Origin of the sequence: Acinetobacter sp. YH12134, from assembly GCF_013418555.1 — a bacterium.
Lineage (GTDB): Bacteria > Pseudomonadota > Gammaproteobacteria > Pseudomonadales > Moraxellaceae > Acinetobacter > Acinetobacter indicus.
Map to the genome: position 1 here is coordinate 223,502 of NZ_VPBT01000003.1, position 26,016 is coordinate 249,517.

Here is a 26,016-nt window from a genome sequence, read left to right on the forward strand (position 1 = left end):
CGATAGTCCCGGGCCTGCCCGGCTAATCGTTTATGCTGTCCATACTTATAAAAGGAGAAATCGATGTCCCGCCAAGTAATCCATACTGAAAATGCGCCTGCTGCCATTGGTACATATTCTCAAGCCATTTTAGTTGGCAATACCGTGTACCTGTCAGGACAGATTGGCCTTGATCCTTACAGCATGGAACTGGTTGAAGGCATTGAAGCGCAAATCCGCCGTGTTTTTGATAACCTGAAAGCCGTCTGTGAAGCCGCAGGTGGCACGCTGGCTGATATTGCCAAACTCAATATCTACCTGACCGATTTATCCAATTTCCAGTTGGTGAACCAGATTATGGGTGAATATTTTGCCCAGCCATATCCAGCACGCGCCGCTTTAGGTGTGGCCAGCCTGCCAAAAGGTGCACTGGTTGAAATGGATGGCGTGGTGATTGTTAATCAATAACTTAGCTGGACAAAAAAGATACCATCGATAAGATGGTATTTTTTTATTCAAAAACCCAATCACAACAAATGAATTTTCAAATGATTTTTATTGACAAACGATAATAATTATCAATAATAACACTTATCTTATTTAATTCTTCATGGTTGTATCAATGTACGTTTGCTTGTGCCGTGGTATTACAGATCAAGACATTAAAGACGCCGTAGCGAACGGTGCTGAAAGCTATCGTGAAATTCGTGACCTGCTGGATCTGGGAACCTGCTGTGGCCGCTGTGCCCCTGAAGCACGTGCCATTATTAGCGATGAAGTGGCCGAACTTGCTGGCCGTCTCGCAGTTGCTGCCTAATTCCAATAAGAATAAATCCTTCGGTCCGTGGGCCGACTCTCCTCCCCCGCTTCTGACTCAGGCGGGTTTTTATTGCCCGACCGGGTATTGCTGCAGAATTGTATTGATGACGATTTTCATTTGCCGTTCAATAAATTACTCGCCATCCTGCATCATCTTGTTTAAGATAAAGCTCTAGATTGCCTTAAAACTGTTTAGGGCAGAAATTGTGAGATGGAGTAGTGCAATGAAAGGCAATCGTGAGGTGATTAATCAACTGAATCAGGTGCTGTATCATCATTTAACCGCTATTAACCAGTATTTTTTACATTCGCGTATGTTTAATGACTGGGGCATTGAACAACTCGGCTCGGCGGAATATAAAGAATCAATTCGTCAGATGAAACATGCCGATAAAATTATCGAGCGGATTTTATTTCTAGAAGGTCTGCCAAATCTGCAACATCTGGGCAAACTGTATATTGGTCAGCATACGGTTGAAGTGCTGAACTGTGATGTCCGTAAAGTCAAAGAAAATATTGAAGCCATTCAGAAAGCCGTCGTTTTGGCTGAACAGGAAATGGATTATGTAACCCGCGATCTGGTTCAGGAAATTCTGGAAAAAGAAGAAGAATATCTGGACTGGGCAACCACGCAACTGGATTTAACTGAATCTGTCGGTATTGAAAACTATATTCAGAGCCAGCTCTAAGTTCAATTAAAAAGATGAAGCGTACAAAAAAGACCGGAGTTCCGGTCTTTTTTATGGATTGAGCAATGTGTTTCAAATCCCAAACAGCAGCCTTAAAAATCAGAAGATAATTTACGGCTCTTTGCTGATTTCTGCCCCATCCAGCAAGCTGTCATAATCCACCTCGAGCTTCCGCACGATCTTTAACAGCTCCAGCTGCTGTTTGGCTTCTGCTTCATAACCATTAAATGCCAGCACCCGGGCATATTTAAGCAGGTCATACTGGGTTGGATAGTTCAATACAATCTCATGAATCTGCTGTAATTGCTCTGGGCTTTGCTGGCTATACGGATTCAGACGAATCCAGGCAATGCGGCGGTTAAATTCCTCGAGCAGATAAATCTGATCCTGATTGGTGATTTTTTCCGGTGTCTTTTCATAACGCACCGATTGATTCAGCTTTGGCACCATCAGCTCATAATCACGATAAATTAGCAGCAGCAGGACTAAGCCCACGCCAAAGCCAACCCGCATGAATATTGGCGATAACTGCACGCCAGCACCTAGACGTTGTGATTGTACAATCCCCAAGATAAAACCGGCGGGGAGCAGAAAATAAGCATAGTTCTGTGGAAATTCCAGCATGGCATGAATCAGGAAGGCACCCAGCATCAACAGACCAATCACCGAAATAGTTGAATTCACCTGCCGATGCAGCTGATAACCCCAATAGGCCAGATAAGCCAACAATGGCAGGCCTATCAGCAGGCCATTCCAGAGCAGAAGATCGAGCACCACATTGTGGGCGCTACGAATCCATACCGGTCCCTGAAAAAATTCACTAATCGTGGTGTAAGCGACACTGGTCTGATGCCAGCCATAGCCAAACCAAGGCTGATGGGCAATAGCATGCAGCATCTGCTCCCAGATTGCCAGCCGTGACATATCACCCGTAGCACGCTGTACCACATCACGAGACTGTACCGCTATATCTGCGCTTTGTGAGAGTAGCTGACTTAAAGAAGGGGCAATAAAGATCAAACCGACAAAAGTGGCAAACCAAAGCGTACTATAGAACCATTTCAGGCGGATATAGCCTTGATATTGCTGATAACCGAGATAAGCCAGAATACACAGTGAGGCGACCCAAGAGGTACGCGATTGACTTAGCACTACCCCGCTTAAGATCACCAAACCAGCTGTAACCAAGAGCGCTGTTTTCAGTTTCTGTTTTTCATACAGATATAAACAGGCCATTAAGGACATGACCAGAAAGGTCGCCATATTGTTCGGCTGGGCGAAGTTGGCATAAGGGCGCTGGCCAGTGCGGATGTCTACCATAAACGGGAAATACTGGTCGATGGTGAGCCATTGGCAAATAGCCATAAGACCAGTTAGGGTACCAACGCTTAAAAAGACGAAACTTAAACCTGTAAATATTTTTTCTCGCTGCGCAGCATCTACAGTCAGGTTATAGCCCAATACAATCGCTAGCCAGAATCCAAAAATATACAGACTACTAAATAGGGCTTTATCAAAAAAAAACAGCAAACCACAAGCCCATTGAATGAATGGAACCGCGGCTAAGGCCAGTAAAGGCAGGCTTATTTTTGGAAGAGTCAGTTTTTCTTTTAGAAAAATAGCCGCCAAAGCGAACAATGCAAAAAAGGCATACAGCTCGCCGGTATAGGTCACCCACGGGCGGTAGTGAATGGGAAGAAGCCAAGCGAGGGAGATAAAAATACCAGCGAGAAGCAAGAGGAAAAATTTCATGCTGCAAGAGTTGAGAAAAAGATGAGCTATGATAATCAAAAAAGCAGCTGAGGGAATCAGCTGCTTGGTGAAATTACTGTTCTATTTTTATGTTAGTGCCAAGGGCGGAGGTCGACGATTTTGATGACTTCTGCGGTTTCTTTGTTGAGCAATACCACCATATCGACTGCATTGGCTTTTAGCGGTAGCCAAGCATCTGCATTTGGATATTTTGCTAAAGCTTTTTCAACTTCTGCTTTTGAGTTGTACTGTTCCAATTCATTAAGTGGTAATACACGTTGTTGGATTTGAGTTTTGGCTTGAGTCAGTTCTACATAGCGTTCTGGACGCTGTGCAATTGAAATACCGCTAAAAACTTCCGCAAACATTTCATCATTGCGTTGTTGTGTATCTTTGGCAAATTCAGTTGCGACATATTGCGGCTTAAGCCATGAAGCTTGTTGGAATTGAGGCTGTGCTTGCTGAATATTACTGTCAACCAATTCATTTTTGCGTACAAGTTCAAAACGATCTACGTTATAAACCAACCATGCAGGGCGACCTTGTTCAATGCTATATACGCCATAACATAAAGCCACGATTTGAATGAGAATAATGACACTTAAATCAAATTTTAGTGTTTTTTTGCCTTCTTTATAGACCAATAAACCTAAAAGTGGTCCTAAAATCACATCGATAACTAAGAGCATTAAAAAGATATGGGTCACGCCAACAGCTGTCGCAAGTGGAGAGGGATACCAAATAAAAAAGACTACTCCAACCACTAATAAAGCGATTAGGAAAGAGAGTGATAGATGGCTGAGAAAAAATTTTAGGCGTTTAGACATATTAAATATTCGATTAATTTTTTATCGACACTCTGGTGGTGCATATTTTGCTGGCAATGTACCTAATTCTGCAACCAAATTTTTAGCAGTTGCACTTGTCGAGGTGGTAGAAGCACACGCCCAATCAATACTACCTGAAATATTAGCAAGCTTTGCACCTTGAATATTAGGCGTCAAGACTAGAGTTTTAGCTAACATATCATTTGTAAAGCCTGTATTTACATTTGAACTCAACGTGACTGTAATAACGCCATTTCCATCTATTTGTATATCAGAAATATATTTAGTTTGTTTTTCTGATATGGCTCTTGCATTTTAATCCATTGCAACTTCGGTAACTGCTGTTAAACCATTGGAAACAAAAGCCTCACTGACTAAAGTTTTTACAACATTGCTTTGTGCAAGAGCTTCTGTGACTTTTGCCCGTACTGCATTGTACTGATAGAAAGGTATTGCGATTGCTGCAAGAATGGCAATAATAGCAACCACAATCATAAGCTCAATAAGTGTAAAGCCCTGAAACTTAGACATGATACTCTCACTTGTTCGTTTACTAACAAACATTAAGCAAATAACATACCAATAAAAAATTAAATTTAATTCAACAACTTCAAACAAAACATAAACATATATTGTTAAAATATGACAATTTTTATTCTATTTTGTATAAATAAAAAAGAGTGCCAAAGCACTCTTTTTAGACCATTAAGTTATAATCTTTATAAGATTAACGGCATTCAGATGGCACATATTTAGCTGGCATAGTACCTGCAGTGATAGCGCCTAAACCACGTGCCGTTGCTGTTGTATTAGTAGTTGAAGCACAGGCCCAATCCACTGAACCTGTTGCACCAGCAGCAAGAGCAACATTATTTACATTCGGTGTAAATACAACAGTCATACCTTGTGCATCAGTAGGTAAACCTGTAGCAGCACCACCAGATGTTACTGTTACTGCACCAGTCGCAGTATCAATCGCAATATCCGCAATATATTTACTAGACTTTTCAGCAGTTGGACGAGCATTATATTCCGTTGCAGCAGCAGTTACACCTGCTAAGCTATCACTTTGGAATGCTTCACTAACAAGACTTTTTGGTGAAGACGCACCCACGATCATTTCAGATACTTTAGTACGTACGGTGTAGTCTTGATAAGCAGGGATTGCCACTGCAGCCAAAATACCAATGATCGCTACAACGATCATTAATTCAATTAAGGTAAAACCTTTTTGAGCGTTCATAACATTCTCCACAAATGTTTTGTTAATTTTTTATAAGCTTTATAAGCTATTTTGTATATAGCACTATATGTGCCAACTTTTATTATAAATATATTTAAAGAAAAAACAGCCATTTATGGATAAAAATTTTTCACTTTATTTTTTTAATGTATTTTTATGTAAAAAAGTGACACTTAGTGTCACATATTTACAACATTAACCGAGAATGATGGGCTTATTCCCCAACTCATTGGCTTCATCCTGAATTTTCCGGTCATAAAAACCATCCAGAATCATGCCAATTTCTTTAACACCCAAGATCACCGCCTGCTGATATTCTCTTTGCACTAGTCCATACACCATTTTCTGGCAAATCTCATCCCAGACCTGCTGCTCAGTAGCATGTTTAATACCCCGATCAATCACAATTTCAACTTTACGTTCACACAGGTTTAAATAAAGCAGGACACCGCTATTATATTCCGTATCCCAAACACCCAGTTCAGCAAACAACTGCCTTGCGCGGGTACGCGTGTCCTGATAATAAGCCAAACGCGAAGGCAGACAGCCTTCAATCACCACCTGTATTTCACCAATATGGCCATGCTCGGCTTCTGTGACCGCTTGCGCAATTGCATACTGGTCCTGCTGGTTAAAAAAGCGTTTGGTGGCCGGCATATAGAAAAAGTGCTTAAACCAGCGTTTTAAACTGAGTTGACTCAGCTCCTGAGTTTTTGGCTGGGTAATTATTTCGGTTGTATCTGTTGTGGTTACCATGATCCTGATGCTCCTCCCCCGCCGAAGCCGCCGCCTCCGCCGCTATATCCACCGCCACCACCAAAGCCGCCGCCTCCACCGCCACGACCGGCCGAGGCCAAGAAAATATGAAAAATCGCTTGGGCCAGTGCGGTAATGAGTAAAAAGAAAATCCCAAGCCCCATCAACAGACTGGTGAATATGCCCACGCCATTGACCAGCCCTGCCACGGTAGCCGCCACCGCAGCGGTTGAAGCGCTGAGACGTTTACCGACAATATAAGAGCCAATCACCCCGGCAATTAAAATAAAAATTACTGTATTAAAGGTTTTTTCCCGTGCCTGCTGCTCACGTAATGCCTGTTGCTGGCGTTCCTGCAGCTCTTTAGCCGCATTGGCCGCCACTTCCGGGTCCATATTCAAAATACGTTCAATTTCGGCCAGACCGGCTTCAATACCGCTGGCATATTGCGCCTGTTTAAAATACGGGGTGATCTGGTTATTGATAATCCGTCCTAGCACAATATCCGGTAATACCCCTTCCAGACCATAACCGGTCAGAATTTGAATACGGCGATCATTCACTGCAATTGCCATCAACAAACCATTGTCATATTTGGCCGAGCCCAACTGCCAGCGTTCTGCAACGCGCATGGCGAAATCAAAAATATCTTCCTGACCGGTGGTCGGCACAATCACCACCCCAATTTGTGCTTTGCCCTGCTGATGCAGCGCTAAAATCCGCTGACTAATCGCCTGTTTCTGCGCGGCATTCAGCAAATTGGCCTGATCAATCACCGGTTCATTTAAAGTCGGCAAGCCACGGATGGACTCGCCTTCTGCCATATCATTGGCAATCACCGATTGTTCAACACTTGCCTCGGATGCAGCGGCTGCCTGACTCTGACTCTGATGACGAGCATTGGCCGTACGTTGCTGTTCCTGAATGATGCGCGCTGCCGCCAGATCATCTGCTGAACCGCTAGCAGCAGTATCTGCCAAGCTGAGTGAACTGAGCAATAGCGCACAGCACAACAGCAGGCTGTGCAGTATCCACCGGATGAGAGCAGTAATTGAATCAGGCATGATCCACGGCTCCTTGGGGCGTGAGATTATTCAAACGACACGGTTGGTGCAGTTTGCGCGTTTTGATCGGCACTAAAGTTTGGCTTGGTGTCCATACCAATCACTTTTGCAGTCATCACCTGCGGGAACTGGCGTGAATAGGCATTAAAGTCCTGCACCGTGGTGATATAACGGTTACGCGCCACCGCAATACGGTTTTCGGTGCCTTCAAGCTGTACCTGTAAATCCCGGAACTGCTGATTGGCTTTTAAATCCGGATAATTTTCTGATACCGCAATTAAACGCGACAACGCGCCAGTCATTTGCGCTTGCGCTTCCTGATAACGCTGGAACAGGGCTGGGTCTTCCAGCACCGCCTGATCGACTTTTAAGCCGGCCACATTGGCACGTGCCTGGGTCACTTCAGTCAACACCTGCTCTTCATGTGCGGCATAGCCTTTCACTACATTGACCAGGTTCGGCACCAGATCGGCACGGCGCTGATACTGGTTTTGGACTTCCGACCAAGCAGCTGTCACGGCTTCATCTTTGACTTGCAAGGTGTTATAGCCACAGCCACTTAGAGTCAAGCTGCTGCTGAGTGCCAGCATCAGCAGTGTTTTTTTCATCAAGTTCATGCCTTATCCTCTAATTATTTATTTGTATTTGTTCAATAATTTGATTCTAACGGTATTTTAGCCCAGTTTTGTTAATTTTATTTATCACTTGGCAAACATATGCGCATGAAAAAACCGGACGCGTAATCGGCCCGGTTTTGATTAGCGGTTTAACATCTGTTTGAATTAACTGAGTAATTGTGGTGGCTGTTCCTGCTGGAAACCTTCAACCTGATACTGCGTTGCCATGCGCTGCTTCCAGTATCTAAGGCTGCGACTGTAATTGATTTTGGCCGGATGAAAATCTTTCCGGTAATAGGACAGATATTCCGGCAATAGCTGCAGCAGCATTTTCGTCAGTAAATACAGGCCAAACAGATTACCGCCGATTTTCGGCATACTGTTTTTCTTGTCCTTTAAAAACGGCTGTGAAGCGCTATAAAAAGTCAGACTGGCAAAACCGGCAGTCACACTGCGCATGATCATACGGCGCAGACGATGATCGGCATACACATGCTGATATACCTCAAACGCCACCGCTCGATGTTCAATTTCTTCAATCGCATGCCAGATCCACAGCTTGGCCGCATCATCATCCAGCGTACTCAGCACTTCCGGATGACGCAGGATATAACCGCCCAGTAGCGCAGTAAAATGTTCAAAGGCACAGGTAATCGCCAGTTGCACTTTAGGGGGCAGACTTTTGACATGATGATCTTTACGCGCCAGCCAGGCCTGAAAACGATCCAGCTGATAATCATCACGGCGCCAGGCGTTGTTAAATTCACGATGTGCCTTGGAATGCATCGCCTCTTGCCCAATAAATGCAGCAATTTGTGCCTGCAACTGCGGATCCTGAACCCGATCGCGTACATTACGCACGCTATGCACAAAAAACTGCTCACCAATGGGAAAAGTGGAAGATAAGGCGGTAAGCAGATGCGACATCACCGGCGAATTGGCAAAATAATGCCGGCGGATGGCATGAGGATTAAATTTGAGCCGGCGAACCGTGATCCCAATGGCTTTCGGACGATGAAGATAGGATTTTTCTGCCGTCACTTGCGTCATGGTTACTGACCTTTTTTGTTTTGGAGAAGCTCAGTATGTGAACAAAATCACTTTTCCCCTATGGCAAAAAGACCGATTCAATTTGCAAAAAACTTCAAAATGACCTGTTGCATAAAGTGTGTTTACAGCGAATTTGCTAGCAGCCCTTGTCTCTTTTTCATCTTCACCTACCGATTCTAAAACCAAAGTGATTAAAAAAACCCGCTCTAAAAGCGGGCTTCTTGAATGAATTCAGCGTGAATCAGACATCCAGATAATCCAGAATGCCTTCTGCTGCCTGACGGCCTTCCCAGATTGCAGTCACGACTAAATCAGAGCCACGCACCATATCACCACCGGCAAAAATTTTCGGGTTTGAAGTCTGGAATTTAAATTGCTGCTGTTCTGCAGCCACGACACGACCTGAACCATCCAGGTTGATGTTCACATCGGTAAACCAGTCGGCTGGGCTGGTACGGAAACCAAAGGCCAATAGCACCGCATCTGCCGGCAGAATTTCTTCTGAACCCGGAATTGGCTCTGGACTACGACGGCCACGGCTGTCTGGTTCACCCAGTTGTGTGGTCACCACTTTTACCCCCGTAACTTTGCCATTTTCACCCACAATTTCAATTGGCTGACGGTTAAACTGGAATTCCACGCCTTCTTCACGCGCATTGGTCACTTCACGACGTGAACCCGGCATATTGGCTTCATCACGGCGATAGGCACAGGTCACCGACTCGGCACCCTGACGGATTGAAGTCCGGTTACAGTCCATCGCGGTATCACCACCACCCAGGACAATCACTTTTTTGCCTTCGACTGAGATGTATTCCGATGGATCTTTTTCCCAGCCCTGACAACGATTCACGTTGGCAATCAGGAAATCCAGCGCATCATACACACCATCTAAGTCTTCACCGGCAAAACCACCTTTCATATAGGTATAAGTACCCATGCCCATGAAGACAGCATCGTAATCAGCCAGTAACTGGTCGATGGTGACATCTGTGCCAATTTCGGTATTTAAATGGAACTCTACGCCCATACCAGTGAAAATTTCACGGCGGCGTTTCATTACATCTTTTTCCATCTTGAATTCTGGAATACCAAAAGTCAGCAGACCACCAATTTCCGGACGCTTGTCAAATACGACTGGTTTTACCCCGTTACGCACCAGAATATCAGCACAACCCAGACCTGCCGGACCCGCACCAATAATCGCGACTTTTTTATCGGTCCATTTGACATGCGACATGTCTGGACGCCAGCCCAGCGCAAAAGCGGTGTCATTGATGTATTTTTCTGCATTACCGATGGTCACGGCACCAAAACCATCATTTAGGGTACAGGCACCTTCACAGAGACGGTCTTGCGGACAAACCCGGCCACAAACTTCTGGCAAGGTATTGGTCTGATGGCACAGTTCTGCCGCCTGGAAAATACGGCCTTCTGAAACCAGTTTTAACCAGTTTGGAATGTAGTTATGTACCGGACACTTCCATTCACAATACGGGTTACCACAGCCTAAACAGCGATGGGTCTGGTTGGTCGCCACTTCTGCGGTAAATGGCTTATAAATTTCCACAAACTCAGATTTGCGGACGTCAATCTCTTTTTTCTCTGGGTCTTGGCGTGCAACATCCAGGAATTGAAAGTCATTACTTAGGCGTTCTGCCATGTCTTTACTCCGTGGCTAGATGCAAGGGATTCACAGTTGCCTTGCATCTGGCTTCATTTCTGCAGTCGTGGAATTATTGAGGATCAGCTTGAGTTGTCTTTAACAAAGTCAGCAAGTTGGCTGCTTTTGGTTTTACCAGCCAGAACTTGCGGCTGTAGTAATCAAACTCATGGCGGATCTTGTACGCCCAGGCACTACCCGTTTCTTGAATATGCTCATCTAAGATACGTGACAAGAACTCTTTGTGTTCTTCCATCGACTCTGTAGAAATACGGTTTAACTCGATCAGCTCATGGTTGTAATGGTCAACGAAGTCGTTGTCCAAATCAAGTACATAAGCAAAACCACCTGTCATCCCGGCACCAAAGTTATGTCCGACTTTACCCAGTACGGTCACGATACCACCGGTCATGTATTCACAGCAGTGATCGCCTGCGCCTTCAATCACAGCAAAGGCACCCGAGTTACGCACCGCAAAGCGCTCGCCCGCAGTTCCCGCTGCAAACAGTTTACCGCCAGTGGCACCGTACAGACAGGTGTTCCCAATAATCGCGGTATTCTGGGTCTGGAATGGCGAACCTTTTGGCGGGAAGATCGACAGACGACCACCAGCCATCCCTTTACCCACGTAATCGTTAGCATCGCCTTCCAGCTTGATGTGTAAACCACCGGCATTCCAGACACCCAGGGACTGACCTGCAGTACCGGTCAGGTTCATTTTCACCGGATGGGCTTCCATACCGAGGTTGCCATAACGGCGGGCAATTTCACCGGAAATACGTGCACCGATTGAACGGTCACAGTTGCCAATGGTGTAATTAAATTCACCACCGGTACCGGCTTCAATGGCTGGCAGCATCTCGCTAACCATCTGCTCAGCCAATACGCCTTTATCGAACGGCTCATTGCCTTGTACTTCACAGTACTGCGCCTTACCTTCCGCGGCAGGATGCGATTCCAGCAAGGCACTTAAATCCAGATGTGCATGCTTGTCGGTTTCACCCGGCAGGATTTCCAGCAAGTCTGTACGACCGATCAGGTCTTTCAGACTGGATACACCCAGCGCCGCCAGCCATTCACGGGTTTCTTCAGCAATAAAGGTGAAGAAGTTGATCAGCATTTGCGGCTCACCAATATAGTGTTCCTGACGCAAGTGATCCTGCTGCGTCGCTACACCGGTCGCACAGTTGTTCAGGTGACAGATGCGCAGGTATTTACAACCTAAAGCAATCATTGGGGTAGAACCAAAACCGAAGCTTTCTGCACCGAGGATGGCCGCTTTCACCACGTCCAGACCGGTTTTTAAACCACCATCGGTTTGCACGCGAACTTTACCACGCAAGTCGTTCACACGCAGTGCCTGATGCGCTTCAGACAGACCGAGCTCCCACGGAGAACCTGCATGATGAATAGAAGAAAGTGGCGAAGCCGCTGTACCGCCATCATAACCAGAAATGGTAATGAAATCGGCATACGCTTTCGCAACACCGGCCGCAATCGTACCGACACCTGGCTCAGAAACAAGTTTCACCGACACCATCGCCTGTGGGTTCACCTGTTTTAAATCGAAGATCAACTGTGATAAATCTTCAATTGAGTAAATGTCGTGATGCGGCGGCGGCGAAATTAAGGTTACGCCCGGTACAGAGTAACGTAAACGCGCAATGAGTCCGTTGACTTTACCGCCCGGCAACTGGCCACCTTCACCTGGTTTTGCACCTTGCGCGACTTTAATCTGGAGGACTTCTGCAGAGGTTAAATAGGCAGGCGTCACACCAAAACGGCCCGATGCAATTTGTTTGATTTTCGAATTACGGATGGTGCCGTAACGCGCTGGATCTTCACCGCCCTCACCCGAGTTTGAACGACCACCAATCGTGTTCATGGCAATCGCAATTGCTTCGTGCGCTTCAGGTGATAACGCACCTAAAGACATCCCGGCAGAGTCGAAGCGCGGTAAAATCTCTTCAACCGATTCCACCTGTTCCAGTGGAATCGAATTGTTTGTTTTCAGTTTGAATAAATCACGAATGGTCGCGATTGGACGGTTATTCACAATCTCGGCGTATTCTTTGAAATCGGCATAATTGCCTGAACGCACCGCCTTGTGTAAGGAATTGATCACATCGGGGTTAAAGGCATGATATTCCTTGCCGAAGACGAATTTCAGCAAACCACCCTGATCAATTGGCTTACGCGCTTTCCACGCGGTATCGGCCAGTTTTTTCTGGTCATTTTCCAGATCGACAAAAGTCGCGCCCTGAATACGGCTTGGCACACCGCTAAAGCAGGTATTCACCACTTCGGCAGATAAACCAACTGCTTCAAACAGCTGACCGCCACGATACGAAGCAACGGTTGAAATACCCATTTTTGACAGGACTTTCAGCAGGCCTTTTTCAATGCCTTTGCGGAAGTTCGATTGTGCATAGACCGGATCACCAAGCAATTCACCTTTAGCGACCAGATCATTGATCACATCATAGGCCAGATATGGATAGATGGCGGTGGCACCAAAACCAAGCAACACTGCAAATTGATGCGGATCGCGGGCAAAACCGGTTTCCACAATCAGGTTGGCATCGGTACGTAAACCGGTATTAATCAGGTGGTGATGCACCGCACCCGTCACCATCACTGCATTGGCCGGCAAATAGCCTTCACGGATTTTCTTGTCGGAAAGTACCAATAAGGTTTTGCCATCACGAATTGCTTGCGCAGACTGCTCGCAAATACGTGTGATTGCCGCTTCCAGACCTTCTGTTTCAGCATAGTTCAGGTCGATATCGGCAATTTCATAGCCTTTACGTCCCAAAGTGCGAATCTGGTGCATTTTCGAGTTTGACAGTACCGGGCTGGAAATGATCAGACGATCAGCATGTTCCGGTCCCTGTTCAAACACGTTTTGCTCACGGCCCAGACAGGTTTCCAGCGACATGACAATTGATTCACGTAACGGGTCGATTGGCGGGTTGGTGACCTGCGCAAACTGCTGACGGAAATAGTCCGATACATGACGTACCTGGCGTGACAAGACGGCCATTGGGGTATCATCGCCCATCGAGCCAACTGCTTCCTGACCGCTTTCTGCAATTGGACGCAGCAACTGGTCACGCTCTTCAAAAGTGACCATAAACATTTTCTGTGCCGCTTTCAGGCCATCGCCTTTTAAGCCCTGATCACATAAATATTCTTCTAATTCCGGGCTGCCTTGAACGCGAATTGAATTTTCACGTAACCATTCACGGTAAGGACGCATTTTTTTCAGATGCTGGTTTACATCACTGGTGTCCAGCACTTTGCCGGTCATGGTATCGACCACCAGAATCTGGCCTGGACCGACACGGCCTTTCGACACCACATCTTCCGGTTCATAACCCCAAACCCCAATTTCAGAAGCCAGCGTAATGTAACCATTTTTGGTGATGACCCAGCGTGCTGGACGTAAACCGTTACGGTCCAGCATACAGATGGCATGACGGCCATCCTGAATCACCAGACCTGCCGGACCATCCCAGGCTTCCATATGTTTCGAGTTGAACTCATAGAAAGCACGCAGGTCTGCATCCAGGGTTTCCACGTTTTGCCAGGCTGGTGGTACCAGCATACGTAGCGCACGGAACAGATCCATACCGCCACCCACCAGAATTTCCAGCATATTGTCCAGGCTGGATGAATCTGAACCGGTACGGTTCACAATTGGATTCAGCTCGGTTAAGCCCGGCAATAACGGGTTTTCAAATTTAGGGGTACGTGCCAGCGCCCAGTTACGGTTTGCCGTAATGGTGTTGATTTCACCATTGTGCGCCAGATAACGGAATGGCTGCGCCAGCGGCCAGCGTGGCAAGGTATTGGTCGAGAAACGCTGGTGGAACACCACAATATGGGACGCTAAACGCTCATCAGCCAGGTCGGTATAGAAGTCAGCAATCGCAGCTGGCATCATCAGACCTTTATAGCTGATCACAGTTGAACATAAAGTGGTCACATAGAAATACGGATCATTGCTGAGTTGCTGTTCGGCACGGCGACGCGCCAAAAATAATTTACGGTTAAATTCAACTTCAGTCACACCAATCGGGCAGTTCACAATGACCTGTTCAAAGGCAGGCAAAGACTGCATGGCAATTGAGCCTAAGGCATCGTTATTGGTTGGCACTACACGCCAGGCAATGACTTTACAGCCTTCTGCTTCAATTTCTTTGGTTAACGTCTGTTTGGCATGCGCAGCTAAGGCTGGATCGAGGCTCAGGAAAATGGTGCCCACAGCAAACACTTCACTTAAGGTAATGTCACTTAAGCGTTTGGCTTCTTCACGGAAGAACTGTTTTGGCATGGCAAGCAATAGACCGCAACCATCGCCCGTCTTGCCATCTGCGGCAATACCACCACGGTGGGTCATACAACTTAAACTATGAATGGCGGTCTTGACGAGATCATGGCTTGCATCACCCTGCATATGGGCGATTAAACCGAAACCACAGTTATCTTTAAACTCATCCGGTTGGTATAAACCTTGAGCGGGAGCTACAGTATTAGGCGATGGCATGTGCATAGCGTACCCTTCTTTCAACGCGCCCTTGCTGGGCATTAACAATCTACTTTCTTTTGCGACCTGGTCCGACTGACTTAGCTTAAGATCCATGTTGAGCAAGTTCATTTCTCCTGGCTTTGATCTTGAGTGATCAAGATGACAAGCTGAGGAAAACTTTGACTGCCTTTACGCACTTAAATCAAGCATAAACATTTGACGATTTCGCACAATCATTGAATCTTTCTTGCTCCAAAATAGGGACATTAACTCAATTGATGCACCAATAATGCAAAAATGATGCCAACTTTATTGTACTATTTTTAAATGACTTAATTTGGGCAAGTTTCAGTGAGAGCGGTGCGCTTTCAAGGAAGTTTCGCTTATTTTATACGCACTATTTTTGGGCATATCTTCATTTTTATACACCAGCCTGCGCTATTTTAGAACGGCAGTTTAATTGAAAGGATCACTAATTTCTTGTTCTGTGGTGGTGTTATTCGATGCTGGTGCAGGTGGAGCAACACCACTTTGTGATTTTTGCACATCCACCACGTTTCCGTCCTGATCACGGCGGGTTACGGTGGTGGTTGTAGTGGAGCGTTGCGGACTGGTTGCGCTCTGTTTTGGTGCAGCCAGCAGACTTTCATCAATTTTCGGCAGCGCGGCCGGCTTTAAAGCCACTTCATAAAGTTTATTGTTCAGACTCACTTCCTCTGCACCCAGGTCATTCACAAACGGCAGATAGTCCTTAAAGCTGGTCACCACCGGTTTGACCGATGCGGGCAATTGCAGCGCTAGCTGTTCTAAAGCGCTTTGCGCCTGACTGGTATTTTTATAATTGCCATACAGCAATACATATTGCTCTGCACGGTTTTCACCACTCAAGCGAATATAAAGAAAATTCTGGCGATCAGCCTGTTTTTTCAGAAAGCCCTTGATAATATCTTCTTCGCTCACGCGAAACAGCTCAATGGTCTGATGCTTTCGCTGCTCGGAGATAAATTTGGTGCCGCGAAATTCAGGCTCATGCAGCCCCGAAGCAGTTAAACGCTTGGTTTGTTCTAATGGCTTGACTTCGTCGATCAGGACACCCAAATGTGCGGTTGCCGCCACTTTTGCCGGCTGAATCTGTAATTCAACTTCTGATTCCGGGGCTTTTTCGACTTCAACCAGCTCATCACGATCGGTAATGGCCCAGAAGATGATCGCCAGCAGCAGACACAGCGCACCACACACCAACCAGATGGAGTTCTGAACACGTTGTTTGACGCTTTGTGATGCTGCTGCCATGGGATCCCTTAATTATGCTGCCTGATGCGCAAGAATAGACTGTTTCATCAATTCCGGATCAAATTCCCGGGTAATGATGGCCTGTCCCAGACGCTGCATTAACACCAGTCGCAACTGGCCATTCAGCACTTTTTTGTCATGGGCCATAAAACTGAGAAAATCATCCAACGGAATTTTAGGACATACTATCGGCAATTGGGCACGAGAAATGATTCTTTTTGTACGCTCAACATCGTCTGCAGAAATCCAGCCCATCCGATGCGATAAATCGGCCGCCATCACCATGCCGGTCGCAACCGCTTCACCATGCAGCCATTCGCCATAACCCAGATAAGATTCGATAGCATGACCAAAGGTATGACCCAAATTCAGCAATGCGCGCTCGCCCTGCTCTTTTTCATCATTGGCGACAATCCGGGCTTTGTGCGCGCAAGAACGATACACCGCTTCTGCCAGTAAAACCGGATCACGTGCTACCAGCCCCTCCATATGCTGTTCTAACCAGTCCAGAAACTCAATATCACCCAGCAGGGCATATTTAATCACTTCAGCCAGACCGGCAGACAGTTCACGATCGGGCAAGGTCTTGAGCTGCGACATATCGGCCAGCACCACTTGCGGTTGCTGGAAGGCGCCGATCATGTTTTTACCTAGCGGATGGTTAATCCCGGTTTTCCCGCCCACACTGGAATCAACCTGGGACAGCAAGGTGGTCGGTACCTGAATAAAATACACGCCGCGCTGGAAACAGGCCGAGGCAAAACCGGCCATATCGCCAATCACACCGCCACCGAGGGCCAGCACGGTACAGTCGCGGTTAAAACCAGCTTCTAGCAGGGCATCAAAAATCAGGTTGAGATGCTGAATATCCTTGTATTTTTCACCATCGGGCAAAATACATGTTGCCACCTGTTTACCCAGTGCTTCTATGGCAGTTTGATAGTGCTTTAAATACAAAGGCGCCACGGTACTGTTGCTCACAATCATGACCTGCTTGCCTTGAATATAAGGTTCCAGTAAGGTCTGCGGATTTAAATCACTGCCAATAAAAATCGGGTAACGGCGATCGCCGAGTTCAACATATAAGGTTTGCATGGTTTTAAAACACTGTACTCAATTAAATTGATTTCTTCGCCACGATCACATTCAGGATTTTTTGCGCCAGATCACGGGCTGCGCCCTGATTGGTTTCAATAATATGATGCGCTACCTCACGATATAATGGATCGCGTACTGCAAGCAAATCTTTCAGTTTCTGTTCAGGATTTTCAACTTGAAGGAGAGGACGGTTTTTATCGCGGTAGGTACGTTGCAGCTGGATTTCCACCGGGGTATACAGATATACCACAATACCACGCTGTTTGAGGAATTCACGGTTCGGGGCTTGGGTGACTGCACCGCCGCCGGTGGCAAGAACCAGTTGAGTGCGAGAGGTCAGCTCGTCAATGACAGTGGTTTCACGGTTACGGAAACCGCTTTCCCCTTCTTTTTCAAAAATCCAGGGAATGGTGGCCCCGGTACGACGCTCGATTTCATGATCGCTGTCCAGGAACTCGCGTCCGAGCAGCTCTGCCAAATGTCGCCCTACCGTGGTTTTTCCGGCCCCCATCGGCCCCACCAAATAGATATTTGGCAGGGCGTTAAACTCTTTGCTTGGCAAGGAGTCACCTATTTATTTTGTTAAATTGAAAATATATTAATGATTTCTTGAAACACTGTCATTAACAATTCGTGGTGTCACAAAAATCAGCAACTCACGTTTATTGTCTGATTTAATATCTTTACGGAATAAACGGCCTAAATACGGAATATCCCCCAGGAATGGCACTTTGGTTTGCTGATTGGCTGTCTGCTGCTCAAAAATACCACCGAGCACGACGGTTTCACCATTATCGACCAGTACATTGGTATTGATCGAGTTTTTGTTAATCGTCAGCTGACCGGTTGGGGTTGGTGCTCCCGGGCTATCACTGGTGATATTCAGGCTCATCTGCACTTTACCATCCGGGGTAATGCTTGGCGTTACGTCCAGACTGAGCGTAGCGTCAATAAACTCTGTTGTAGACACCGCATTGACACCACCACCTTCAGCAGACTGATACGGGATCTGCGTACCTGAAGCCACTTTGGCCTGCTGCTTGTCAGCAGTCAGCACTTTCGGGGTCGAAATTACTTCACCATAACCATCAGCTTGTAATGCAGACAGTTCTAAATCCAGCATAAAGTCAGATAAACTGATTAAACCAAAGGCAATGCGGCTAGCACCTGCACTGGTCACTCCTAAATCGACATTCAGGTTTTGCGGACGTTCAATTTCATACTTCCAACCGCCCGTATCATCATCTTTTTCTGGTTCACGCAAGTTCCACAAGGTCGTATCACTACCACCGACTAACAAGTGATTATTGTTGGTAATCCCTTGTGACAAGATGCCCCACTTGACCCCCATCTCTTTGGTGAAGTCAGTGGTGGCACTCACAATACGTGCTTCAATCATCACCTGTTTCACCGATACATCCAGCAAGTCAATCATGCCGCGAATCTGGTCAATCTTTTGTGCAGTATCATTTATAATCAGGGTGTTGGTTCGTGGATCGACTGACACCGTACCACGTGGACTGAGCAGACTACCGACGCTATCACCAAGTGGATCTGCCCCTGAACCCGAATTTGTACCGCCTCGAGAATTGGATGCGTTTTTACCATCAGTAATCAGTTTCTCAATATCAGCAGCCTTGGCATAATTTAACTGAATATATTCGGTTTGCAGCGGCGCCAGCTTGACGCTTTGAGCAATCGCTTTGGCTTCTTCTTCTTCGGCCTTGATCAGCTCTGCGACGGGTGCAATCCAGATCACATTGCCGTTACGGCGTTTATCCAGATTTTTGGTTTTTAAAATAATATCCAGTGCCTGATCCCACGGCACATCTTTGAGACGTAAGGTGATATTGCCCTGTACCGTATCGGCGGCAACCATGTTAATTCCGGTAAAATCAGCCAGTAACTGCAGCACACGACGCACTTCAATATCCTGGAAATCTAAAGAAATCTTTTTGCCGGTATAGCTTTGTGCTGCACGCGGTTTGAACGGGTTCTTATCTACCGGACGTTTCAGACTGATGGTCAGTTTATTTTCTGCCTGATACGCCATATATTCATAGCTTCCGGCAGACTGAATAGTAATTACCCCATTGCCACCATCATTTTGCGCATCAATGGTAGATACCGGGGTGGCAAAATCATTGACGTTTAAACGGCGTGCCAGATGTGCAGGAATTTTATTACCCAAGGTACGGACAATAATTTTACTGCCTTGCTGTTGTACATCGACCGGGGTATTGCTGCCTGCCAGGTCAATTACTACCTGACCTTCCCCTTCTGCACCGCGCTGAAAGCCGATATTCGATACACCTTGAGCCGTCTGCTGTACCGTCACTGGCGTTACGGCTGCCTGAGTGCTGTTAATTTTAAGAATAAAAGTATTGCCTTCAACACGGGTAGTAAAAGCACCCGCTTCAGCCAGATTAACCGTTAAACGTGCACGCTGGGCATCGGAACTGACATCAACCGAGCTGGCTTCCCGAGTCGCAACCGGAATGCTGGCCTGTTTTAAGGTCTGCTGGGCTTTATCAAAATCCAGCACCAAACGTGATGGCTGCTCAAGCTGATAGGCTGCAGGCTGAGGTGGCAAGCCATTGAACATGACACGAATTTCAGTACCTTGTCCTGGAATTTGCATTGGTACAATATTGGTAATGCTGACCTGCGCATTGGCCACTTGCATGACGGCCATCGCAACAGCGCCCATTGAAAACTGACGGAACAAATTGTTCATTGTAATGCCATCCCCAAAAATAAAATCTTTCACAGTATTATTCATTTTTATTCCTTTAATTTATGGCGCCGGCCCAATCAGTACTAGACTTCTTGGACGTTCAACATACCCTTCGCGACCATCTGGAATAATCTCAATTAAGTCAATTTGTGTCGGTGTGATATTGATGACCCGACCATGATTCAAGCCCATATAGCTGCCGCGCTGAATCCGTTCAATTTCCCCATCTGGAGTTTGAATCAGGGCCAGAATCTCGCCGCGTTGCCCGCGCATGCTACCTTTCATGCTTAAGGTTTCCAGTGCATAGCTTTCTAAAGGCTGCAACTGGCGCGACAGGTTTGGATAAACCCGTTTACCCGCCATAATCTTTAGCTCGGCCGCCAGAGAACTTGGCATAAACGGGCTTTTCAGCTGATGTGCTGCATAGTTAAATACAGGTGCTGGCTCAAAAGTCGGTGCCGGCTCAATCGGCAACGGCGGCTGATTACGGATTTCTGCCATTTGTGCATTCACGGCATCAATACGTGAATCACAGCCTGCAGCCAGTAGGCCCAACACCAGAACCAACGAAAGTTTTTCAAATTTCATCATTGTGCTGCTCCTGTGGCTGGAGTCGTGCTATTCCCGGCCTGTGCATCGGTATTCCCGACATAGCGATAGGTCTTGGCTTTCGCGACATAGGTAATTTGTGGAATATCGGTTTTCTTTTCCTTGTTTTCACCGGCAGTAATAGTGAAATCATGCATGGTCACAATTCGCGGTAAAGCGGCTGTACCGCTCACAAAAGAACCAAAAGCATGATAATCACCGGTGGCTTCAATCGAAATTGGCTGCTCGATAAAGAACTCTTGCTTGATTTCATTTTCCAGACGGATATTTTTAAATCTTAAGCCTGAATTCACGCCCGTAACGTTGACATCTTCAACCAGACCTGGAATTTCGGTTTCTTTTGGCAACTGTTGTAGCTGCTGGTTAAAGTTGGCTTCCATTTCCTGTAACTGCGCCTGATATTGCTGCAAGTTACGCAGTTTGGAATCTTTTTCACGAAACTCATTCAGCAGGTTCTGCTCTTGTGCACGCGCATTGGAAATTGCATCCAGCTTCGGCTTGATGGCCAGGAAATAGCCCAGGAAGGCAATTAAAATAATGATAAAGATCCAGATGGTCAGCTTGACGGAAAACGGCCAGCTGCCATAGTTATTCGGATCTAAGGTATTCCATTGCTGCAGGAATTTATCCAGCGTCATTTTTTTCTTTGGCGCAGCAACAGGATCCTGATTCATTTCTTCATATTGATCGAGACTCATTGTACTGCCCCCGCTGTTGCTTGAGTACCAGACGCAGGTGCTGTGCCTGGAAGTGCAATTTCATCCAAATCTGCCGTTACCACGAAGCTGCCATAGCTTTCTTCTACCCGTGGAACAACCGAACTTGGTGCCTTGTTTTTATTTTCTTCAACGGCCAAGAAAGAATTCATGAAGGCGTTACGATACCATGGCGATGCTTCCAGATTACGCAGGAACTCTGCTACCGTGTTTGGACTTTCGGCCTTGCCTTCAAAGGTAAATTTATTGCCAATACGGGCCACTTTGGTCAAATACATGCTACTTGGGGTAACGCGGACCAGCTCATCGACCAAACGTACCGCGACCGGACGCTGACTTTGCAGACCCTGAATCAGCTTCATGCGCTCGACAATGGCATTACGCTGCTCTTGCAGGCCTTCCAGCGACTTTAACTGTACATCCAGATTCTGGTTGGTACTGATCACCAGCTGATTGGCCTGTTCCTGATCCTGCAGTTTATGATTGTAATAGAACCATGCCAGCGTGACGGCCAGCACCCCAATTAATGCAGCCCCAATACAAACCACAATAAATTCTTTTTTTCGTTTTTCTCTTAGCTCATCACGCCAAGGGAGTAAGTTAATTTTTGCCATTAATCAAAACTCCTCAATGCCAAGCCACATGCCACCATCAATGAAGAGGCATCGCTTTCAATTCTTTTAATATCAATTTTGGAGGAGAAACCCATCTGTAAAAACGGATTGGCAATGGTGACGCGGTAACCCAGTTTTTGCTGTAGTAGCTTGGCCAGGCCTGGAATATTGGCATTCCCACCGGCCAGCAGAATATGGTCAATTTCATTAAACTGCGATGAGGAGAAGAAGAACTGCAGCGAACGTGCCGCCTGCTGCACCACCGCCTCAAGGAATGGCTCCAACACTTCAACATCGTAATCATCTGGCAAGGTACGGCTTTTCTTGGCGCGGCCGGCTTCTTCAAAGGACAGACCATAACGGTTCTGGATTTCCTGGGTCAGCTGCTTGCCACCAAAGACCTGCTCGCGGGTATAGATAATTTTATTGTCTTTGAGTACCGACAGCGTGGTCATAGTATGACCAATGTCTAACACACCAATGGTATTTACCCCCATCGGCAAGGTATCGGCGAAGACTTTAAAGGCATTTTCAATGGCAAAGCTTTCGACATCTGCCACTTTTGGGGTTAAACCGGCCAGTTCAATCGCTTCACAGCGACTCTCGACATTTTCCAGTCGTGTCGCCACCAGCAAAACATTGACCCGGTTTGGATTGGCCAGACGATCAGGCAGCACCTCAAAGTCCAGGCTAACTTCATCTAATGGGAAAGGAATATATTGCTCTGCATCCATCCGGATTTGAACTTCACGTTCGTCATCCGTCATATCGGCATCCATCTCAATGGTCTTGCTAATTACCATTGAGGTTGGAATCGCTAAAGCGGCAGCTGTTGTCGGTGTATTGGCCAAATTAAAGGCACGCTCGAGCGCATCCCCTACAGCTTCAGGATTCAGAATATTTTTCTCAACCACACTGCCCTCTGAGAGCGGTACCAAGGCGTAACTTTCCACCCAGTAACGATCATTCTTTACAGAGAGCTCCAATAACTTAACAGAAGTAGAACTAATATCTACACCTATTAACCCCTTACTCGGTTTACGATATAACCTGCGCACAATAAGTTTTTCCTATTATTTTTTTATCCCCAAAAAAAATGTCATTCACTAAGTTGCTTTGTGGTCTATATTTTTGTACGGATACAATAACTCATCTAACAATCCGTATGGGTAAAGGCTATACTGACCAGCAATTAGTTTGCCATTAGCTCTTATTAAAACTTACTTGTTATGAAAAAGCTATCTTGTTCGGGCCGTGTTCATCCATTTTTTTTGCTCATAATTATTGTGTTAGTTTCCATTCCGATGGGTTTTTATGGCATGTATCTCTATATTGCCCCATCTTTGCCGGAAATGACCACTCTAAAAAAAGCGCCTCTTTTGAAGCCTTTACAAGTTTATAGCACGGATAATCAGTTAATTGCAGAGTATGGTGGCAAACTTTCTGTACCTGTCGAGTACAACCAGATTCCCGAAAAGTTTATCTATGCCTTTTTAGCGGCTGAAGATTCGGCCTTTTTCGAACATAGCGGCATCAGCTTTAAAGGCCTAGGCCGTGCGGTGAGTGAAGCGGTGACCGGCTCTAATGTGCAAACCGGTGGCTCGACCATTACCATGCAGGTGGCCAAGAACTATTATTTAAGCCCGGAACGCACTTTAAGACGCAAACTGACTGAAATTTTTCTAGCCCGAAAAATTGAACAGAACCTGTCCAAAGAAGAAATTCTGACCCTGTATGTCAATAAAATCTTTCTCGGTAAAAATGCTTACGGGATCGCGGCAGCAGCCAAAATTTACTATAACAAAAGCTTGGAAGAACTGAGTATTGCGCAAATGGCGATGATTGCTGGTCTGCCAAAAGCGCCATCACGTTACAATCCAGTGGTCAATCCGGAACGTGCCTTAGAACGTCGCAACTGGATTCTGGGCCGGATGCTGCAACTCGGTTATATCAACCAGAATGAATATCAGGCTGGGATTGCCGAGCCAATTAACCTGGATATGCCGGATCGCAGTATCAGTAATATTCACCCCTATGTTGGGGAAATGGTCCGAGCTGAACTGGTCAAAAAATTCGGCAAGCAGGCGGTTGATTCTGGTTATAAGGTTTACACCACCATTGACAGTAAACGTCAGGCTTATGCCGAGCAGGCGGTGCAAAATGGTCTAGAAGCATATGACCGCCGTCATGGCTGGCGCGGTGCCGAAGCGCATAACCAGCCACTGAGTGACTTTCGTGCCTTTGCCAACACCTATCCCGCACAAGTCACCAAAGTCCTGAACAATTCTTTTGAAGCCCTGATGCAGGATGGTTCTACCGTCACTGTCCCGTGGTCTGGCATGTCCTGGGCGCGTCCCTATCGCAATGCCAATAGTGTTGGCGCAGCACCAAACCGGGCAGCGCAAATTGTCAAAGTTAACGATATTGTCCGTTTACGCCCCAACCAGAACAAAAGTTCCTGGTCACTGGTGCAAGTTCCCAAAGTTCAGGGGCAGCTGATTGCAATTAACCCAAACAATGGCGCGATTGAAGCCATTGTCGGCGGTTATAACTTTTATCAATCGACCTTTAACCGTGCCTTGCAAGGCTGGCGCCAGCCAGGTTCAACCATTAAACCTTTTGTCTATGCACTGGCACTGGAACGTGGCATGACCCCGCACACCATGCTGAATGACAGTCCAATTACCATTGGCAAATGGTCGCCGCGTAACTCGGATGGCCGCTATCTGGGCATGATTCCTTTGCGCCGTGCGCTGTATTTATCCCGAAATACCGTTTCAGTCCGCTTACTTCAAACGGTTGGTCTGGACCGTACCCGCCAACTGTTTATGGATTTTGGCTTGCAGGAAGACCAGATTCCACGTAACTACACCATCGCCTTAGGTACGCCACAGGTGCTGCCGGTGCAAATGGCCACCGGCTATGCCACCTTTGCCAATGGCGGTTATCGGGTACAACCGCATTTTATTCAGCGTATTGAAGATGCGTATGGCAAAACCATCTATCAGGCCAATCCTGAATATGCCTGCATTGCCTGTATCAGCGAAGATGAAAAAAATCCTGAAACGGCTGAAGTAAAAACACCAGATGATGAAGTGATTGAAGTCACCAATCAGTCGATTCAGACCGCAGATGCAGCGCCAGCCAACAAGATTGAACGCAGTCAGTATCGTCAGGCACAGCGTATTTTAAAATCCAGCTCGGCCTATGATATGGCCAATATTCTACGTGATGTGATTCAGTACGGTACCGGACGCGCTGCCCTGCGCATTGGCCGTAATGATATTGGCGGGAAAACCGGAACCACCAACGATGCCAAAGATGCCTGGTTCGCCGGCTTTAATGGTAAACTGGTGACCATTTCCTGGGTCGGTTTTGACCAGCCAACGACTTTGGGTCGTCGTGAATATGGCGGTGTCGCAGCCCTGCCAATCTGGACCGAGTTTATGGGCAAAGCCCTGCAAGGTACACCGGAAGCCTGGGTCAGTCTGGACCGTAAAGGCAACCAGCTAAGCCGCGATAGTGCCAGCAATGACAGCATGGATCAAGAATTACAGCAGCGCTATCGTTCATCACCGCCATTGGCCCGTCCGCTGTATCGTCCTGCACCGGCACCGGTCGCGCCTGCACCGCAGCATGATTTTGATGATTTGCCGGGTGAGGAAATCCTGATTCCGGATGAGGCGACTCCACCACCAATGCAGCCTCAGCCACAGCAACCGGCACAGCCGCAACAACCGGCGCAAAATCAGCAGCAGAATTCTCGCCCTGATGCGATTGAAAACCTGATTGATGAAGTCTTATAAACGCACAACAAAAAGCCCTCAGTTGAGTAATGCCAGTCAGTTAAGCAAATATTAGAAAAATGTAGTAAAAATGAGTGTATGTAAATACGCTCATTTTTTTATGTCTTTATCTGAACATTTAGAATCCACTCTTGAACATGCTCTCCCATCACT

The 26,016-nt window shown here is 46.6% G+C and carries 23 protein-coding genes; 4 read left to right on the forward strand and 19 right to left on the reverse strand.

Annotation, left to right across the window (positions count from 1 at the left end; all coding sequences use genetic code 11):
* Window positions 1–63: 63 nt before the first annotated feature.
* The 3 genes from FTU69_RS04050 to bfr all read left to right on the forward strand — a co-directional run bounded on the left by FTU69_RS04050 (window position 64) and on the right by bfr (window position 1,487).
* Window positions 64–447, forward strand: coding sequence for a RidA family protein (locus FTU69_RS04050; RefSeq protein ID WP_104513240.1), 384 nt, complete (start codon window positions 64–66; stop codon window positions 445–447).
* A 154-nt stretch (window positions 448–601) separates the two neighbouring features.
* Window positions 602–796: a bacterioferritin-associated ferredoxin gene (locus FTU69_RS04055; protein ID WP_034597991.1), complete on the forward strand. Its 195-nt coding sequence runs from the start codon at window positions 602–604 to the stop codon at window positions 794–796.
* Window positions 797–1,022: 226 nt separating this feature from the next.
* Window positions 1,023–1,487: a bacterioferritin gene (bfr, locus tag FTU69_RS04060; protein ID WP_005180468.1), complete on the forward strand. Its 465-nt coding sequence runs from the start codon at window positions 1,023–1,025 to the stop codon at window positions 1,485–1,487.
* 111 nt (window positions 1,488–1,598) lie between these two features.
* On the opposite strand, the gene FTU69_RS04065 is transcribed toward bfr, so the two are convergent.
* From FTU69_RS04065 to FTU69_RS04155, 19 genes are all read right to left on the reverse strand, one after another.
* Window positions 1,599–3,239, reverse strand: coding sequence for a PglL family O-oligosaccharyltransferase (locus FTU69_RS04065; RefSeq protein WP_180103517.1), 1,641 nt, complete (start codon window positions 3,237–3,239; stop codon window positions 1,599–1,601).
* A gap of 92 nt (window positions 3,240–3,331) precedes the next feature.
* The gene (tfpZ, locus tag FTU69_RS04070; RefSeq protein WP_180103518.1) at window positions 3,332–4,066 is read right to left on the reverse strand and encodes a TfpX/TfpZ family type IV pilin accessory protein; all 735 of its coding nucleotides are present in this window, start codon (window positions 4,064–4,066) and stop codon (window positions 3,332–3,334) included.
* A 21-nt stretch (window positions 4,067–4,087) separates the two neighbouring features.
* A complete protein-coding gene (locus FTU69_RS04075) occupies window positions 4,088–4,369 on the reverse strand; it encodes a pilin (protein WP_180103531.1) in 282 nt (93 codons plus the stop codon).
* A gap of 12 nt (window positions 4,370–4,381) precedes the next feature.
* Window positions 4,382–4,597: a prepilin-type N-terminal cleavage/methylation domain-containing protein gene (locus tag FTU69_RS14880; RefSeq protein ID WP_180103519.1), complete on the reverse strand. Its 216-nt coding sequence runs from the start codon at window positions 4,595–4,597 to the stop codon at window positions 4,382–4,384.
* Window positions 4,598–4,793: 196 nt separating this feature from the next.
* A complete protein-coding gene (locus tag FTU69_RS04085; RefSeq protein ID WP_180103520.1) occupies window positions 4,794–5,309 on the reverse strand; it encodes a pilin in 516 nt (171 codons plus the stop codon).
* Window positions 5,310–5,504: 195 nt separating this feature from the next.
* Complete coding sequence (locus FTU69_RS04090) at window positions 5,505–6,065, reverse strand: TPM domain-containing protein (RefSeq protein ID WP_180103521.1); 561 nt, start codon at window positions 6,063–6,065, stop codon at window positions 5,505–5,507.
* Window positions 6,059–7,129, reverse strand: coding sequence for a YgcG family protein (locus tag FTU69_RS04095; protein ID WP_180103522.1), 1,071 nt, complete (start codon window positions 7,127–7,129; stop codon window positions 6,059–6,061). The genes FTU69_RS04090 and FTU69_RS04095 overlap by 7 nt, the downstream gene beginning before the upstream one ends.
* Before the next feature lie 26 nt (window positions 7,130–7,155).
* Window positions 7,156–7,746, reverse strand: a complete 591-nt coding sequence (locus FTU69_RS04100; protein WP_005180484.1) for a LemA family protein — start codon at window positions 7,744–7,746, stop codon at window positions 7,156–7,158.
* A gap of 165 nt (window positions 7,747–7,911) precedes the next feature.
* A complete protein-coding gene (locus FTU69_RS04105; RefSeq protein WP_180103523.1) occupies window positions 7,912–8,796 on the reverse strand; it encodes a metal-dependent hydrolase in 885 nt (294 codons plus the stop codon).
* Between the two features lie 241 nt (window positions 8,797–9,037).
* Complete coding sequence (locus FTU69_RS04110; RefSeq protein WP_180103524.1) at window positions 9,038–10,459, reverse strand: FAD-dependent oxidoreductase; 1,422 nt, start codon at window positions 10,457–10,459, stop codon at window positions 9,038–9,040.
* A gap of 73 nt (window positions 10,460–10,532) precedes the next feature.
* A complete protein-coding gene (gene gltB, locus FTU69_RS04115; protein ID WP_127800749.1) occupies window positions 10,533–15,008 on the reverse strand; it encodes a glutamate synthase large subunit in 4,476 nt (1,491 codons plus the stop codon).
* A gap of 438 nt (window positions 15,009–15,446) precedes the next feature.
* The gene (locus tag FTU69_RS04120) at window positions 15,447–16,283 is read right to left on the reverse strand and encodes a hypothetical protein (protein ID WP_160232279.1); all 837 of its coding nucleotides are present in this window, start codon (window positions 16,281–16,283) and stop codon (window positions 15,447–15,449) included.
* 12 nt (window positions 16,284–16,295) lie between these two features.
* Complete coding sequence (aroB, locus tag FTU69_RS04125) at window positions 16,296–17,378, reverse strand: 3-dehydroquinate synthase (RefSeq protein WP_168383683.1); 1,083 nt, start codon at window positions 17,376–17,378, stop codon at window positions 16,296–16,298.
* 22 nt (window positions 17,379–17,400) lie between these two features.
* The gene (gene aroK, locus FTU69_RS04130) at window positions 17,401–17,943 is read right to left on the reverse strand and encodes a shikimate kinase AroK (protein ID WP_016658449.1); all 543 of its coding nucleotides are present in this window, start codon (window positions 17,941–17,943) and stop codon (window positions 17,401–17,403) included.
* Window positions 17,944–17,979: 36 nt separating this feature from the next.
* Window positions 17,980–20,118, reverse strand: coding sequence for a type IV pilus secretin PilQ (locus FTU69_RS04135; RefSeq protein WP_180088590.1), 2,139 nt, complete (start codon window positions 20,116–20,118; stop codon window positions 17,980–17,982).
* Window positions 20,119–20,178: 60 nt separating this feature from the next.
* Window positions 20,179–20,706, reverse strand: coding sequence for a pilus assembly protein PilP (locus FTU69_RS04140; RefSeq protein WP_045795346.1), 528 nt, complete (start codon window positions 20,704–20,706; stop codon window positions 20,179–20,181).
* On the reverse strand, window positions 20,706–21,425 hold the full coding sequence (locus FTU69_RS04145) for a type 4a pilus biogenesis protein PilO (RefSeq protein WP_005180513.1): 720 nt from the start codon (window positions 21,423–21,425) through the stop codon (window positions 20,706–20,708). The genes FTU69_RS04140 and FTU69_RS04145 overlap by 1 nt, the downstream gene beginning before the upstream one ends.
* Window positions 21,422–22,057, reverse strand: a complete 636-nt coding sequence (locus FTU69_RS04150) for a PilN domain-containing protein (protein ID WP_180103525.1) — start codon at window positions 22,055–22,057, stop codon at window positions 21,422–21,424. Before FTU69_RS04150 ends, FTU69_RS04145 begins: the two co-directional genes overlap by 4 nt.
* Entirely contained in the window at window positions 22,057–23,115 is a 1,059-nt protein-coding gene (locus FTU69_RS04155) for a pilus assembly protein PilM (protein ID WP_075174946.1), read from the reverse strand. Before FTU69_RS04155 ends, FTU69_RS04150 begins: the two co-directional genes overlap by 1 nt.
* A 171-nt stretch (window positions 23,116–23,286) precedes the next feature.
* Between FTU69_RS04155 and ponA the strand changes: the two genes are divergently transcribed.
* Complete coding sequence (gene ponA, locus FTU69_RS04160) at window positions 23,287–25,863, forward strand: penicillin-binding protein PBP1a (protein WP_180088574.1); 2,577 nt, start codon at window positions 23,287–23,289, stop codon at window positions 25,861–25,863.
* Window positions 25,864–26,016: the final 153 nt, after the last annotated feature.

Coding starts and splice junctions, on each gene's coding strand:
- FTU69_RS04050 (WP_104513240.1), top strand. CDS start 64: ATGTCCCGCCAAGTAATCCATACTGAAAATGCGCCTGCTGCCATTGGT.
- FTU69_RS04055 (WP_034597991.1), top strand. CDS start 602: ATGTACGTTTGCTTGTGCCGTGGTATTACAGATCAAGACATTAAAGAC.
- bfr (WP_005180468.1), top strand. CDS start 1,023: ATGAAAGGCAATCGTGAGGTGATTAATCAACTGAATCAGGTGCTGTAT.
- FTU69_RS04065 (WP_180103517.1), bottom strand. CDS start 3,239: ATGAAATTTTTCCTCTTGCTTCTCGCTGGTATTTTTATCTCCCTCGCT.
- tfpZ (WP_180103518.1), bottom strand. CDS start 4,066: ATGTCTAAACGCCTAAAATTTTTTCTCAGCCATCTATCACTCTCTTTC.
- FTU69_RS14880 (WP_180103519.1), bottom strand. CDS start 4,597: ATGTCTAAGTTTCAGGGCTTTACACTTATTGAGCTTATGATTGTGGTT.
- FTU69_RS04085 (WP_180103520.1), bottom strand. CDS start 5,309: ATGAACGCTCAAAAAGGTTTTACCTTAATTGAATTAATGATCGTTGTA.
- FTU69_RS04090 (WP_180103521.1), bottom strand. CDS start 6,065: ATGGTAACCACAACAGATACAACCGAAATAATTACCCAGCCAAAAACT.
- FTU69_RS04095 (WP_180103522.1), bottom strand. CDS start 7,129: ATGCCTGATTCAATTACTGCTCTCATCCGGTGGATACTGCACAGCCTG.
- FTU69_RS04100 (WP_005180484.1), bottom strand. CDS start 7,746: ATGAACTTGATGAAAAAAACACTGCTGATGCTGGCACTCAGCAGCAGC.
- FTU69_RS04105 (WP_180103523.1), bottom strand. CDS start 8,796: ATGACGCAAGTGACGGCAGAAAAATCCTATCTTCATCGTCCGAAAGCC.
- FTU69_RS04110 (WP_180103524.1), bottom strand. CDS start 10,459: ATGGCAGAACGCCTAAGTAATGACTTTCAATTCCTGGATGTTGCACGC.
- gltB (WP_127800749.1), bottom strand. CDS start 15,008: ATGCCATCGCCTAATACTGTAGCTCCCGCTCAAGGTTTATACCAACCG.
- FTU69_RS04120 (WP_160232279.1), bottom strand. CDS start 16,283: ATGGCAGCAGCATCACAAAGCGTCAAACAACGTGTTCAGAACTCCATC.
- aroB (WP_168383683.1), bottom strand. CDS start 17,378: ATGCAAACCTTATATGTTGAACTCGGCGATCGCCGTTACCCGATTTTT.
- FTU69_RS04135 (WP_180088590.1), bottom strand. CDS start 20,118: ATGAACAATTTGTTCCGTCAGTTTTCAATGGGCGCTGTTGCGATGGCC.
- FTU69_RS04140 (WP_045795346.1), bottom strand. CDS start 20,706: ATGAAATTTGAAAAACTTTCGTTGGTTCTGGTGTTGGGCCTACTGGCT.
- FTU69_RS04145 (WP_005180513.1), bottom strand. CDS start 21,425: ATGAGTCTCGATCAATATGAAGAAATGAATCAGGATCCTGTTGCTGCG.
- FTU69_RS04150 (WP_180103525.1), bottom strand. CDS start 22,057: ATGGCAAAAATTAACTTACTCCCTTGGCGTGATGAGCTAAGAGAAAAA.
- ponA (WP_180088574.1), top strand. CDS start 23,287: ATGAAAAAGCTATCTTGTTCGGGCCGTGTTCATCCATTTTTTTTGCTC.